The sequence below is a fragment of the Gemmiger qucibialis genome (assembly GCF_027689445.1).
In the GTDB taxonomy this organism is placed as follows: Bacteria; Bacillota; Clostridia; order Oscillospirales; family Ruminococcaceae; genus Gemmiger; species Gemmiger qucibialis.
In genome coordinates, this window is sequence record NZ_JAQFEN010000007.1 from 1 (window position 1) to 15,087 (window position 15,087).

The 15,087-nt window shown below is 55.0% G+C and carries 10 protein-coding genes; 1 reads left to right on the forward strand and 9 read right to left on the reverse strand.

The genetic code is table 11. From position 1 onward, the window contains the following. The first annotated feature begins 270 nt into the window (after positions 1-270). The gene (locus PG062_RS10815) at positions 271-2,526 is read left to right on the forward strand and encodes a glycoside hydrolase family 3 protein (protein WP_270752286.1); all 2,256 of its coding nucleotides are present in this window, start codon (positions 271-273) and stop codon (positions 2,524-2,526) included. A gap of 474 nt (positions 2,527-3,000) precedes the next feature. Here the strand turns inward: PG062_RS10815 and PG062_RS10820 are convergent, their stop codons facing one another. From PG062_RS10820 to PG062_RS10860, 9 genes are all read right to left on the reverse strand, one after another. Then, entirely contained in the window at positions 3,001-4,446 is a 1,446-nt protein-coding gene (locus PG062_RS10820; protein WP_270752287.1) for an ABC transporter substrate-binding protein, read from the reverse strand. Further along, complete coding sequence (locus PG062_RS10825) at positions 4,443-6,023, reverse strand: response regulator transcription factor (RefSeq protein ID WP_270752288.1); 1,581 nt, start codon at positions 6,021-6,023, stop codon at positions 4,443-4,445. Before PG062_RS10825 ends, PG062_RS10820 begins: the two co-directional genes overlap by 4 nt. Beyond that, complete coding sequence (locus PG062_RS10830) at positions 6,001-7,698, reverse strand: histidine kinase (RefSeq protein WP_270752289.1); 1,698 nt, start codon at positions 7,696-7,698, stop codon at positions 6,001-6,003. The genes PG062_RS10825 and PG062_RS10830 overlap by 23 nt, the downstream gene beginning before the upstream one ends. A 520-nt stretch (positions 7,699-8,218) precedes the next feature. Next, positions 8,219-9,826: a sulfatase family protein gene (locus PG062_RS10835; RefSeq protein WP_270752290.1), complete on the reverse strand. Its 1,608-nt coding sequence runs from the start codon at positions 9,824-9,826 to the stop codon at positions 8,219-8,221. A 41-nt stretch (positions 9,827-9,867) separates the two neighbouring features. Further along, positions 9,868-11,379: a sulfatase family protein gene (locus tag PG062_RS10840; protein WP_270752291.1), complete on the reverse strand. Its 1,512-nt coding sequence runs from the start codon at positions 11,377-11,379 to the stop codon at positions 9,868-9,870. Positions 11,380-11,516: 137 nt separating this feature from the next. Next, positions 11,517-12,788 carry an S-layer protein gene (locus PG062_RS10845; protein WP_270752292.1) on the reverse strand — a complete coding sequence of 424 codons (1,272 nt, stop codon included), beginning with the start codon at positions 12,786-12,788 and terminating at the stop codon, positions 11,517-11,519. A 296-nt stretch (positions 12,789-13,084) separates the two neighbouring features. Next, complete coding sequence (locus PG062_RS10850; RefSeq protein ID WP_270752293.1) at positions 13,085-14,050, reverse strand: zinc-dependent alcohol dehydrogenase; 966 nt, start codon at positions 14,048-14,050, stop codon at positions 13,085-13,087. 57 nt (positions 14,051-14,107) lie between these two features. Continuing rightward, on the reverse strand, positions 14,108-14,677 hold the full coding sequence (locus PG062_RS10855; protein ID WP_270752294.1) for a transposase: 570 nt from the start codon (positions 14,675-14,677) through the stop codon (positions 14,108-14,110). Further along, positions 14,622-15,041: a helix-turn-helix domain-containing protein gene (locus tag PG062_RS10860; RefSeq protein WP_270752295.1), complete on the reverse strand. Its 420-nt coding sequence runs from the start codon at positions 15,039-15,041 to the stop codon at positions 14,622-14,624. The genes PG062_RS10855 and PG062_RS10860 overlap by 56 nt, the downstream gene beginning before the upstream one ends. Positions 15,042-15,087: the final 46 nt, after the last annotated feature.

The window sequence follows — 15,087 nt, forward strand, 5'->3', positions numbered from 1 at the left end:
AAGCCAAAAGCGCAGATAATACTTTGTGTATTATCGAGCATTTTGGCTTAGCAGATATCGTGCCTCAGCCGCCGGAGCGGTGCTTAAGCCGTCAGGCGGGAATTGTGCGGTGTTGCCCAAGGGCGATAAATAACATTTCCTGCCTTTAACAGTTCAACACCTCCTCTCCTACGCGGGCACATCCTTTTGTGGTGTGCCCGCGATCTTGGATTCTATTGGAAATTAGCAATTCGAAATGGGAAATTAGGGCAATACCGAAAGGAGCTCTCCATGCCAAAAGCCTCTGACAACATCAAGATTTACCGCAACCCCAATGGGCCGGTAGTGTCCACCGTTAACCGCAGGGTGTTGGAACAGGACGGCCTGACCTTCAAGGATATTGACGGCACCGGAACGCTGTCCCCCGTCAACGACTGGCGCAACAGCCCGGCCGAGCGCGCAGCGGCTTATGTTAAAACGTTGAGCGTGAAGGAAAAGATCGCCCAGCTGTTCATTTCGGACTGGCGGATGGCCAAGTACCCCATCACCGGCCCCATGGCGGACCTATATAAAGATATTGAGAAAAAGACTGACGAGACAGGCATTCTGGATGAGGGCGAATTCCGCGGCAAGACAATTTTCGGCGAGCAGTACTTGCCCGGCACCTCTCTCCTGCTCAAAGACTGGTTCAACCGCCATGTTATCCTGCGTGCCAACGCCACCCCCGCCGATTTGGCTGATTGGATGAACCAGGCGGATGCAGTGTGCGAGGAGTGCGAGCACTTTATCCCTGTGGCAGCGGCGTCCAACTCCCGCAACGAGAATGGCGAGCTGGTGTTCGGAATGAACGATGCGGGCGGCGTGCTGGCAACCTGGCCCGGTACCTTGGGCATTGCCGCCGCCGTTAAGGGCAGCAAAATTGATCTTGTGGACAAGTTTGCCGATACCATCCGCCGCGAATGGAACGCCTGCGGCCTGCGCAAAGGCTATATGTACATGGCGGACGCTGTGACCGACCCGCGCTGGCAGCGTACCTACGGTACTTTTGGCGAGGATCCGGCCCTGATCAGCGAGATTATGGCCCATATTATCCCCCGTATTCAGGGCAGCGACCATGGTGTGACCGAGGATGGCGTTGCGGTAACGACCAAACACTTCCCGGGCGGCGGCGCGCGCGAAAATGGCTTTGACCCCCATTACGCTGCGGGCCAGTGGAACGTGTACGCCACCCCCGGCAGCCTGGAAACCTACCACCTGCCGCCGTTTGCCGCGGCCGTCAAGGCGGGAACTTCTTCCATTATGCCGTATTATTCTAAGCCCGCAGCAGCAAAAAGTGCGGTGCAGCATGATCTAGCAGGCAATACCGTGGAAATGAAACCTTATGGCTTCGCCTACAACAAGTATTTTATCGATACCATGCTGCGCGGTCAGATGGGTTTTGACGGCTACATCAACTCCGATACCGGCATTGCCCACAACATGGCCTGGGGCGTTGAAATGCTGGATGTGCCGGAGCGCATCGGCTTTGCCGTGGCCAATGCAGGCGTGGATATCATCAGCGGCCTGTTTGATAACGAAGCCGGCATGGAAGCCTACAACCGCGGCAAAAATGGTTATTATGAAACCCACCCCCTTCCGGAAGGCTTTGCCAAAGAGGAACTAACCCTGACGGATGAAGCACTTGACCGTGCCGTGGCCCACACCCTGACGGAACTGTTTGCCCTGGGAATGTTTGAGAACCCCTACCGCGACCCGGACGAAGCCGCACGCATTGTGGCCACCCCCAGCGATTGGGAAGCCGCCGCGGATGCCCATCACCGCAGCGTGGTGCTGTTGAAAAATGACGGTACCCTGCCCCTGACCGCCGACAAGCGCGCGAACAAAAAAATCTATGCCGAAGCATTTTTGAAAAACGCCAAGCACGCCGCGGATTCCACTGCCGCGCTGCGCAAAGAGCTGGCCGATACCTGCACCCTGGTGGATGACCCCGCCCAGGCGGATTTTGCCCTGCTGTTTGTCTCTCCCTCCTCCGGCGAATATTTTAACGCCACCCCCGGCTATCTGGAGCTGGATATCTGTGAGGACAAGACGGTCTGCAATGTAGATGCGAACGGCAAGCCGATGGCCGACACCCACACAGAAACCACGCTGCATGGGGGAAAACGGCTGGCTGAGATTGCCGCATCGGTACACGCAAACGGCGGCAAGGTCATCACCAATGTGAACATAACGCTGGCCTGGCAGCTGGGCAATGTAGAGCCGTTGTGCGATGTACTGCTGGCCGGGTTTGACACCTACCGTTCTGCTACGCTGGATGTTATTTTTGGCTGTTTTGCCCCCACCGGCAAGCTGCCCCTCACCCTGCCCCGCGGGGATGCCGTGCTGGCCGTGAACGCCGACGGCGTTTGCATCAGCCCCAACGATGTGCCCGGTTACGACAAAGATCGCTATATGCCCGATTCCCTCAAAGACGAGAACGGCAAAGCCTATGCTTACCGCGATGCTGCGGGAAATTATTATGAGTATGGATTTGGGTTGGAAGGATAAGCCTGTTGGTGCGGCAAGGCAAAACGACGTAAAACGATTAGTAATTAGCAATGAGTAAATGAAATAAGGCAGGACCCGGTGCCATTTCCGCACCGGGCCCTGCTTTTTGCTGATTGGCTTAAAAAATAAATAACAATGAATAAAGAATAATGGTGACGGACTGCGGTGCGCTGCTCAGAAATATTAGGTGGGTTATGCGTTAAAAATATACGCCAGAATAAGCGTTCATCGTGGTCGGATAAGCATGCCCTACAAGCGATTGCGTTACAAATGCTATGATTTGCAATGCCACAAAGCCCGCAGGACGATGACAAGCATCGTCCCCTACAAATCGTTTGTAGGTTTGCGGCAAAGCATTTACGTTTCTCCCCGGCGCGATGGGGCAGCGGGGACACTGCAAATCCGCAGCATCCCCTGCTCCACCTCAAATTCCTAATTGCTCATTTCTAATTGCAGATACACCCTAACAGCTTTCTAACTATTTTTCGCTTTCCATCGCTCCAGCTGGTATTGCTTATCCGCAATCACCTTATCAATACCGGCAGCGTGGAGTTCGGAACGGAAGAGGGGCAGCGCTTCTTCGGGGTCCAGGTAGCCGCTGAGCAGCGCATTGTTATACTTGCGCACAATTTCCAGGCAGCTGTTCACCGTGGGGCGCAGCTCGATTTTTGGAGTATAGGTAAAGCCATATGCTTCGGAGGTTATCACGTCCGTCGGGCCGGTGTATCCCACCTCGGTTCCGTCTGCATTCACCCAGGTGCTGGCGGCCTGGCAGTTGGGCTGACCCCAATGGACGGTGCTCCACTCGTTGGCGGGCAGCTCGTCAATATTGGTCACATGGTCAGCATCCAGGCGGCGGTAGTCCACACCCTCCACGCCGTACAGCAAAAGGTCTGCGGCCTCGCGGTCGGTGTACAGGTATTGCAGCAGCTGCATCCCTTCGCGCTTGTGTTCACTGCGGGAGGAAATGCACCACCCAATGTTCAAAACGCTGGTGTTCTGCAGCTTGCTACCCAGCGTAATGCTGGTCAGACGCTGTTTGGTGCTGCGTGTTACGCTGACAACGTTCTGCTCCGCAACGCGGTGGGAGAATGCAACCCCGCCATACATCTGCATCAGGCGGGTGTTGGGCGCATTGGTCAGGGGGGCATCTCTCAAAATCAGACCCTCGGTATACCACTGGTGCATCTGATTGCACAGTTCCTCATACTCCGGGGTATCGTACAGGTTTACCACCTCGGTGCCGGTGTTGTGCAGCAGCACGCCAAGGCCGTTGTTCAGAGGGTCACAGTCCAGCATCATCAGGGTCTGGCCAAAGTGTGGTACCAGCGGTACGCTGCTGGGGTTTTGCTGTTTGGCAGCCAGCAGCAGGGCGTGCATATCTTCCATAGTTTGGATGCTTGCCGCATCGATGCCCAACTCGTCCAGAACATCGGTGCGTGCCTCAAAGCCGATGGCCACCGCAGATGGATTATTGCCCGGCACGGCAATCAGCTTGCCATCGTACCGCATGCAGTTCCAGCGGTCCTGGCTCACAGCTTCTTTCAGCGTTGGGAACTCTTCCAGCCAATCATCCAGCGGTTCGGTAGTGCCATCCGCGGCTAGGCTGAACATATTTTCGGCGTCCGTATAGCAAAAAACGTCGGGTTCTTTGCCAAGCAGCAGTTCGCGTTCCAGTTCTGCATTATAGTTGGTGGTGGACTGTTGGGAGATCTCTACCGTAAATCCAAACTTTTCCGCGGTCAGTTCGCTCAATGCTTCGCCAATGCGCTGGCACGCGGCTTCGGAAGAGGACCCTACCGTGCGCAGCTTGATAATGGGCAGCGGGTCCGCCTGCTTGGGACTGCCACAGGCGGTCAGCAGCATAACGCTAAGTGCTATTGCGGCAGCTGCCGCCGCATGATACAGTTTCAGCTTCATTTTTCCTCCGTGTGGCGTTCCTCCTGCGGGGTAACGTCCATGATCTTTTTATAGGTATAGGAAAAATGCGAAAAATTATTGTACCCCAGCTTGGCTGCAATAAAGCCGACCGGCAGCGTTGTGGTACGCAGCAGGGTGCGGGCGGTTTCCATTTTGCGGCGGGTCACATATTCTTTCAGGCTGTAGCCCGTCTGCTTTTTCATCAGGCGGGTCAGATAGTCAGGGTTCAGATGAACATATTCGGCCAGCTCATCGCGGCGCAACTCACTTTCCAGGTGCTCATCAATATATTGCTTCAGCTTGTCCAGTAGCTCTTTGGATTCATCCACACTCTTGTGCTCTGTCCAGGAGGATGTCACATACCGGATCAGGGCTTTCATCTCGTCCACTGATTTCATGCCATTGCGGTATAACTCCAATGCTTCGGGCTGGTAGAACAGCTCGTGAATCTTTTCCTCGCTGCCGCCCACGGTAAAGTAAATCATCTGCATGAAGTCCTGATAAAAGCTGCGCAGTGAATCAGCGTTCATCTCGCCGCGGGCAGACATTTCATCCAGCAGGGTCATGGCCTCCTGCTCTACGGCTTCGGGGTAGCCATCTTTAAGCAGGGTGTTCCAGGTGCGGATCTGCGGCACGCGGAAGATATGCGGCTGGCGCGGGGCTTCTTTCAGGCGGAACACCCCGCTGCGCAGTGTTACATTTTCGTCCTGCATGTGCAGCAGCTTTTCCCACAAATCAGGCATCTTGGGCACAGGCAGTTTATCATCCAGATAAAACGCCATGCTGCACCGCAGATACTGCTGGGCTACGTTGCTGATATACATCAGCTGGCGCATGATCCCCTCAAGATCCATCTCCTCGCCCGCAGTATTTTGCAGCAGCATAGCGTAAGAGTGTTCATCCACCGAGGCAATGGGCGAAAGTTCGGAGTGTACCGCAAAAGTTTCAGCGGCAATGTTGTTCAGCGCCACGGCAAGCAGCTGCTTTTCCCAGTGGTCTGCGGTCGGCTCCCACCGCAGGATGTGGATCAACACCAGGTAGCCGTCCCGGTCACTGCGGGGGAAAATCCCCAGCCCCTGTAAGGTTTTGACGTCCCGTTCATTGTGCTGGCGGCTCAAAAACGCGCGGATCGCCTGGGCCGTAATGGCCTGTGCCTGCTCGTTGAACGCGCGGCCCATCTGGGTCAGCTCGTTCTGGTCACGGCTGGCCTGCACATCTTTCACTGCGCGGGCTGTCACCTGGCTGATCTCGGAATAGGGCGCGGGCTGGATGATATAATCGAACGCGCCCAGGTGCATGGCTTCCTGCGCATAGCTGAACTTGGCGTGGGCCGTTAAAAAAATGCACCGGGTGGCAAAGCCCTGCTTCTTGACCCACTTGAACAGCTCCAGGCCGGTTTCTTCCGGCATTTCGATATCGCACAGCATCACATCGGTCACCGTGTTCAGCATGGCGGCGCGGGCTTCCCTTACGCTGTTGACAGCCTGTACCTGGCTGAACCCCAGTTGGGCCCAGTTTACGCCGTGGCAAAGCCCTTCGGTTACGCCGGGCTGATCATCCACGATCAACAGTTTCATGCTTTTCCTCCTCTTTTGCTTCCTCGGCGGCATCCGGCAGCGGGATATACATTTCCACAACCGCGCCGCCCGCTGCAGCGTTGGTAAAGGTCATGGCAAAATCCGGGCCAAACAACAGGGCACAGCGCCGCTGCACGTTGGTCAGGCCATAGTGGCCGGTGGCCATCTGTTTGCCGGAGTTCAGTTCTTTCATCACTTCTTCGGGAAATCCATCGCCGTTATCCCGCACGGTAATGTTCACCAGCTTTTCCCCTTCCATCGGCAGGCTTTTTGCGGTAATCTGCACCGTCAGCGGGCGGTCCGGGCGGGTGGCGTGCTTCACACTGTTTTCTGCCAAGGTCAGCAGCGTCATGGCGGGCAGCTGCATTTCCTGCAGATCCAGGCTGACGGTAACACGGCAGATTGGCGGGAATTTTTGCCCAATGCCTGTCATCTCCATATAGTTCTGGCAGAAGTTTGTTTCGTCCCGCAGCGAGGTCGTTTCCCGCTTGTAATCCATCACATAGCGCAGATGTTTGGACAGCAGTAAAATCATCCGCTGGATCTGCTGGGTCTGGCCGGTTTCTGCCAACGCATAGATCAGCTTTAAGTTGTTCAGGAAAAAGTGCGGGCGGATCTGCATTTTCAGGACGGCCATTTCCTGGCGCTCGGCATCCAGCTTCTGCTCGTACTGCTCAATTTTCAGGGTTTCAATCTCGTTCAGCATCACGTTGAACGCTTCTTTCACCTGCTGCAACTCCAAGTTGACCGGGTTCCAGTCAGCACGCACCGAAAGGTCGCCCGCCGAAATGCGGCGCATGGCGTCGACCAAAGCATCCAGCGGGTGCACCACATTGCTGCGCAGGTACCAGATGACAAAGCAAATCGCCGCCAGCACTGCCGTAATGCCCACAGCAAGGGCAAGGTTCATGGCATTATCCAGGTCCATATCAGTGCTGGGCACATAATATTCCAGTACCAAGCCTTCCGTTTCAGCTGTCAGGCTGATGTAATGCGACAGCTCGCCCTCTTCGGGCCGGGTACCGGCCAGCAGCACGCCGTCCGGCTGGGCAAACGCCAGCATACCGTCCGTTGCTTGGTTGCACTGCCGGTCCAGGTTGACCACCGAAATCAGCCATGCACCATAATAGTGCACAGCCCGCACCCAGTATTGCTGGCCGGACACCACGTACGGTGTCCAGCGCTCATCATTCAACGTTTTGGCGTCCACCATGCTGCGCAGGGTCTCTTCCAGGTTGGTTTTCTGGATCTGGGTCTCGGTGGGACGGCCAACCTGGGCGGTGGCGTACTCGCTCATCAAAATGGAGTTCGGCTCACTGTACAGGTAAAGGGCGGTGACATCATTGCCCGCAGCCATAGCGGACGAAAACCCAGTGTGCAGCTTATAGCTGTCCAGGTATGCCTGGGTGTGGCCCTCGCCAAAGCCAAGGCGGTGCAGCTCCTCACTGTTCAGCACCTGGCTGGTGATATAGGATTCCTGGATGACAAGCTGGTTTTCCAGCGTGCGGGTCAGCAGGCTTAAATAAGAATCCGCCGCGCTGGTCAGCCGGATGCGGCTTTGTTCCCGCACCACCGCCACGCACACGCCGATGAGCAGCACGATCAGCACCGTGAGCAGGGTCAGCACCAGCGTGATATGCCGGCGGATCGAAAAACGTTTTTTATCCAATTCCACAGCAATTCCTCCGCAAGGGTAATTGTTGGTTGGGGTATAGATTGTATAATGGGTGCATTATAACACAAATGTATGAAAGATGTGTTTATAATGGGAACGATAACAGTTAGGAGTAAAACGAGAAACGCTGGATCATTAGCAATTAGAAATGAGGAATTAGGAATGGAATGAATAATTAAAAAAGAATGATGTTGGTGGATCGCGGCACAAAAGCGCCGCTCAGGAAATATTAGGCTGGTTGGTATTTGAAAAAACGATGAACCATAGAAATAGCTGTAGGGGGGCAAGACCGTTCCCTACAGATGATTTTTAGGTTCCCTGCCACAGACTTAATGGTATATAATACGTTCCTTCACGGCGGGATGAGGGTATCCCGCCCTACAGCACAAACTTCAACTGACCTCAAATTCCTAATTGCTAATTTCTCATTCCTACTTTCAAAAATTCTTAACTGCACAACAAGCGCTCCCGCAAAACCCGCCTGGAAACAGCGGTACGGCAGCGCTTGGAGAGAATGTATTTACTTTAACGAATGGCAGTAGCCCATCAAAACCGGGAACGGAGTGCCATCGGCAATCATCTTGCGCACTTCGGCTTCCTTTTCCGGGGGCACAAGGCCGCGCACCCGCGCCCACAGCATTTCAGGGGTAAAGCGCTCGTCCAGCTCAAAGGGCACGATATCATCGGTGGCTTCCAGCCATTTCAGCATCTTGCGCTGCATATCCACCACCACAGGGGCTAGGCTCTCGTCATCAATGCGGTTTGTCATCTCCTGCGGGTCGGCCTGCAGATCATATAACTCATCTTTGCCTACCGTACGGCTGATGTACTTGTACCGCTCATCGCGCATCATAATGCCCTTGGCGTGGGCATCGTCCTCGCTTTGAGCTTTCATCTTGGGCCAGTAGACCGTTGTGGTCGGGGCGCCTTTGCCGTTCTTGCTGTTGCGGTGGTATTCATCGCAGTGGGTTTCGCCCGGCTGGCGGCCGCCTTCGCAGAAAACGTAATCCCGCACTTTGGCGCTGCGGTCCGCCAACACGGGGCGCAGGCTGTGGCCAAAGTGGGTGTGGGTGGGCTGCACGCCCGCCAGATCCATCGCCGTGGCGTAAAAATCCACCAACTCCACCATGCTGTTGCTGATGCCGGGGTCCAGCGGAATATTCTTCGGCGGCTTGATCAGCAGTGGCACGCGGGTCAGGCAATCCTCAAAGCAGTTCTGCGCCTTTTCCGGCAGGTCAAAATCGCCGGTAAAATCGCCGTGGTCGCTCAGGAAGAAGATTGCACAGTCATCGTAAATGCCCTCTTCTTTCAAAGCTTCAACCAACTTGCCGAACTGGACATCGATCTTCATGCACATGCCAAGATATACGGCGCGCAATTCGTCCCAGTCGGCGTCAGTAAAGTCCTGCATTCCGGCATACTTGCGGATCTCCGCCTCCATCAGGGGCTTGCCGGTGCAGTCATCTGCATGGACCCGCTTGGGCAGCTTGGCACGGTCAATGGTGGAAAAATACGGTTCCTCCACCCGGTACGGCGTGTGGGGATAAACTAGGCCCAGAAACATACAGAGCGGCTGGTCGGCCGGGCGGTTATGGATGCGCTCGATAGCGGCATCCACTACTTCGTCATCGCCGTTATAGTTCTTGCCCTCGGCGTTGCATTTCAGCTGGCCCTCATAATGGGAGTAATAATATTTGTTGCCGGGCTCCCCGCGCTGGTCGGGGTTCACATTACCGGGGCCCTGCTTTTTCTGGCCGCTGTAATAAATTTCGGTCGCATGGCTTTCCGTCCAGCCGGGGATCTGGCCTGCGGTCAGGTCGTTGCGGTCGTTCATCCAAACGTAATAACCGGCCTCTTTCAGCTCTTTCAGCATGCTGGTCTCACCGGGGCGCAGCAGGTGGCTCATGGTACGGTGGCCGCGCACATGGGGATACAGGCCGGTAAAAAAGCTGCACCGGCTGGGCACGCAGACGGGATTCTGGCAATATGCCTGCCCAAAGGATACCGCCTCGTTGGCAGCAAAAGCGTCCAGATTTGGGGTGATAGATGCCGGGTTGCCCAGATGGGCCAGCGCATCGCCGCGCATTTCATCCGGGTTAAAAATAATGATGTGTGGTTGCTTTGCCATACAAACCTCCTTGTTTCGGGGCCAGGCCCGCGGGGTGGGATTTACTCGTCCAGTTCGCCCTTGTGGCGGCGGCGCAGCTCTTCGGCACAATCGCCGCGGCCGGTATCTTCCAGGCGCTTGCAGTAATCTTTCAGGTAGCCGCGGCAGTGGAAGGGGCCGCCCTCGGCGATGACGTTCCACAGCGGGTCTTCATGGTAGTTATAAATGTTGCTCAGCATGTTGTCTGCAACCCAATGTTCCAGATACCATGCAGCACGCCAACACAACTCCGGCTTTTCTTCGGCCAGGTCGTGGATTTCATGCGGGTCCTCCTTCACGTTGAACAGCTCCTCGCCCGGGGTCAGGTGGTAGCCATCGTGATAGGTGCGGATGTACATATAATCGCCAAAGCGCACACTGCGCTGGCAGACATGAGCGCACTGGCTGACGACCAGATGATCGCGGCCGCCGTCCTGGCCGGTGCGCACACAGTCAGCGTAGCTTTCACCATCATACACCACCGGGTTGGGATTGCCAACCACCGGGTTGCAGGTGAAGGGCGGAACGCCGCCCAGCAGGTCTACCAGGGTTGGCAGCAGGTCCAGATTGTAATGGAAGCCATGGGACACGATGTTCTTGGCGCAGCCGGGCCACTTGATGATAAGGGGAATGTGGGTGGTGATGTAGTCGGCCTCGCCGTGTTCGCAATAGCTGCCCATCTCGCCCAGATCCTCGCCGTGGTCAGAGCTGATAATGATGGCCATATCGTCATAAATTCCCTGCTCGCGCAGCTTGTCAAACAGCAGGCCCAGCTGCTTGTCCGCGTACCAGATGCCGGTATCGTATTCATCGATCATATGGCGGAAATCATCGGTGTTCTTGATCTCCACCGGCTGGCGCGGGGTAGCGGGGTTGGGCTTGTTGTCATATCCGGTCACTTCGCAGGCAGAATGTCCGCCCGGCTTGGTGGCGCGGTGCTTATCCAGAATCTCCTGGGTCATCCAGGGGTCAGGCAGCGGGGCATCCTTGAACGGCTCGCCATACTCGGTCGGGGTACGGTACGGGATGTGCGGGTCCCACACATGCACATGCAGGAACCAGTCTTTGGTATCGCGCTTGCGGTCCAGCCAGTCCAGCGCTACAGGGATCACCTCGTGGGCAGGTTCCAGGCCGCGCTTGCCGATGTTGTAGGTTTCGTCAAAGCCGCCGTTGAACCACCACGCTGCGTGGCGGTCCGGGAAGCTGCTGATGCTGGCGGTTTTCATGCCCGCGCGGCGCAGTACGGCGGGCAGGTTGTAGCGGCCATTGAAATCGGCCATGCCGCGGTTGCGGCCCTCCCAACGCATTTCAGCGTTCACTCCGCCGTGGCCTACGCAGCCGGTGTGGATACCAAACCGGCCGGTCATCAAAGCGGCGCGGCTAGGCAGGCAGGGAGCATCGGAACAATATACATCGGTAAAGCGCACAGAATCTTCGGCCACTTTATCAATATTGGTGCTGGTGGCACGCGGATAACCATAGCAGCCCAGGTGGTCTGGGCGCAGGGTGTCGATATCTACATACAAAATCCTCATGGCAATATCCCTTTCTACTCTTATTACCTATTATAAAGTATAGCGGCGGGAAAGCTTTCCCGCCGCCAGAAAGTCGGTTGTGATTATCGAAAATCCGACTTTACGTTTTCAGCAAAAATGGGGTTGGCTGCGGCTCATCAACCCATCATGGATTTCAGGGTCTCAAAGTCCAGTGTGCCAAGATAGGTGTTGATCTCTTCTGCGGTCAGATCGGGGTTCACGATGGTCAGCATGCCGTCTACTACATCTGTGGTAGCGCACCAGTTGCCGGTGGAAGCATCGTCCCAGCCATTCATCTGGGCCAGCTGTTCGGCGCTGGTAACGGACATATTGGCAAATTCAAAGTAAAGCGGCTTGCCGTCCGTGCCGCGGCATGCGGTCTGCACATCACCGTTCAGAGCGTTGTAAGTAATGGCAAATAGGGCGCTGGTCAAAACGGAGGTAGACTTGACAGTGGCCAGGTCAATACTGGGGTTGCCGAACGGGTCCTTGGTGTTGAACGCGGTCGTCAAAGTCTGGCCCAGGGCGCCAACACTGGCAACCTTGATGTCAATGCCAAAGCTCTTTTCCACTTCGTCAACCACGGTAGCGCTCTGGTTATAGGTCTGGCCTGCGCTCAGGAAAGTATTGTACTGGCCGGTCTGGATCAGGGCAGAAACGCCGGGCAGCCAGGTTTCCTTGTTGGGGGAGCCGGGATACAAGGTGACCAGAATGCCCTTATCGTTGGCGGCGTTGGTGGTTTCGGCCACGGTGACAAGGTCGGCAATGTCCTGCTCAAAGGTCAGGCCGTATTTGTCGGCAATGCCATTCAGGATGCCCTGACCGATCTCAATGTGCTGCTGGTTGCCGCTGGAAGCAATGCCGGTGGCAATCAGGTAGCCCTCGGTGCCATCTGCTTCCACGTTATCTTTCAGCCAGGTACCAAACAGGCTGCCCAGCTCGGCATTGTTGGAACCGACCGCGCCCGCAAAGTTGGGGTAATCGGTTTCCAAAAATTCGGGGTGCGCAATATAGTTGCCGCTGATGGCATACACCATATCGTTATCGGCGCAGATCTGGCACATCTGGCCGGACATGGATTTAAAGTCGATGATAGCATCGGCACCGGCATCAGCGCAGTTTTCAATAAATGTTTTCGTCGCTGCATCATCCTTGAGCACCTCGGAGAAGATGAACTTGACGTTGTAAGCGGGTCCGATGTAGTTTTCCAGGTAAGCGCGGCGCACGGTGGTTTCATCGTTGGCCTGAGCTTCCGCAATGCCGATGGTGTACTGCTTGGCGGGGGCCACTGCCGTGCTGGACGCCGCTGCAGAAGCAGGCGCACTGGAAGCTGCGCTGCCGCCGCAGGCCGTTAAGGTGGATGCCGCCAGCAAAACTGCAAGCGCCGAACGGATGGTGGTCTTTTTCATGGAGATGCCTTCTTTCTTTATAGTGTTCTGCAAAATAAAAGTCGATTTTTAGAATTAGAAATTAGCAATGAGCAATGAGTAATTTGAGGTTAGATGAACGGGCAGTTATAAGAATGATTGGGTGTGATAGACAGATGACGAAAAAGTTTCTCTCCGGCGCGATGACCCTCATCGCGCTCTACAAATAAAATTACCGTTTACCCTACATTTTTAATGCAAACCTCTGCTCCGCCTCCAATTCCTAATTCCTCATTTCTCATTCCTAATTGATTGTGCCAGCTCCTAACTCCTAACTATCAATCCGGTACCACAATCCCCTTCATAAACCCTGCCGGTTTATGTTCCAGGGTCTCGAATGCGGTCTGGATCTCGCTCAATTTGAACTCGTGGGTGATCAGGGGCTTGTTCTGGAAGGTGCCGTTGTTGATGTACACCACCGCGCGGCGGAAATCTTCCGGCTCGCTTTCGGACATCGGCGGGTGAGCAACCAGAATCTTTAAGCCGCGGTCAATGGCCTTGCGGAAGTCGAACTCCTTGCAAACATCGTGGTGGCTGCTCATCAGCACAAGGCGGCTGTCGCGGCCAACTTTCAGGTAATCCTGCGCAGCGTTCAGCAATGCGGGAATGCCGGTACCTTCAATCACAAAGTCTGCCATGTGACCGCCAGTGATCTCCCGGATGCGCTCCACCACGTTCTCATTTTTGCTGTTGATGGTGGCCGTTGCGCCAAAGCCCTTGGCCATTTCCAGCTTGGCATCATCCACGTCAATGGCAATCAGCCCGGCCAGATAGTTACCGGCCAATGCCTGAATGCACCACATGCCCATGGGGCCGCAGCCCAGCACCACACCGTAATCGGCGGCCTGGGGGGCGGTGGCGCGCAACACGGTCAGGATGCACTTCTGCGGTTCGCCCAAAGCGTACTTAGGGTCAATGTTGTCAGCCAGCTTTTCGCAGCAGGCTTCTGGGGTGGCGCGGTACTCGGCAAAGCCGCCAAAGCCGCGGGCCACGGCGCTGATTTTATCCCCTACCTTGAATTTGGTGCAGCCGGGACCCAGCTTGACCACGGTACCGGCGAACTCATGTCCCAGCTTGTGGGGGTAGCCCATAAAGTTCAGATTGCCGTCCCAGAAATTCAGTTCCCAGTTGCACAGGCCGCAGCTGGCAACCTTCATCATTACTTCGCCCGGCCCCGGTTCTTCCTCTACTTCGTGGATCTCAAAGCGATGAGGCTCCATCAAAAATGCGCGTTTGAACTTCATTGTTTTCCTCACTTTCTGTTTTGTTGTGTCATATCGTTCTTTAATTTATAACAATTTTCAAAAATAAGGCGAATAGCCGCAGGAATGAAACCAGCCTGAGCAGGCAGAAGGCGAAACTATCTGAAAAGCACATTGTATCGCGTTCGGAAGAGCATCCAGCGTCCGTGCCTTGAATTTGCGAAGGAAAGACTTCACCTTCGACCAGAGCTTTTCAATCGGATTCAGATCAGGACTATATGGTGGAAGATAAATGTATCGAACACCGGAGCTGTCCAGCAGATTTCTCACTGCCTTTGCATGGTGCGACTTCATATCATCCATTATGAGAACAGAATTTCCGTTCAGATGAGGCAGCAAATCAGTTTCCAGATACCGCTTAAACCTCTCCACAGTCGTTCCGGCTGAGAAAGTCGTATAGCGTAGTGTCCCATCCAACTGAATCGATGGCAGAATGGTCGTGTTCTTGGGCTTGGAAAGTGGTGCGGAATCAACAGCTCTGCTTCCTCCAAGCGAATAGGCATACCGCCTTGTCATATCCGTATTGCATCCGCTTTCATCCAGAAACACAAGGTCACTTGCCTTGAATCCAGATATAAGGCCGTTCCAGTCTTTTCTCTTCTGCGCCACATCGGGGACGCTCCTGTTCACTGGCATGAAGAGACTTCTTCTTGCGGCGGTATCCTGCTTTCTGAAGAAAACGCCAGACAGTATCAATGCTGACAGGCAATTTCAACGTTTCAATGATCTCCAGACATGTGATATCCGGCTGTTTTTCCAGAAGCGAAAGGATGTGCTGATGATCTGCATCGGACAATTTTGGCTTCTTTCCACGGAGATTCGTTTGAGTTTCGTAGCTGCCTGTTTCGTTCCGACGCTTCAGCAAACAATATATCGAACAGGTGTTTACAGAAAAGCACTTTGCCAGTTCTTTTACGCTAACGCCTTTGTCGTATGCTTCCAGAATCAATTTTCGAGCTTCATTGTGCAGCATAGTTCTCACCTTCTTTGCCTCTGTTATACCTCTTTTTGCTCAAAAG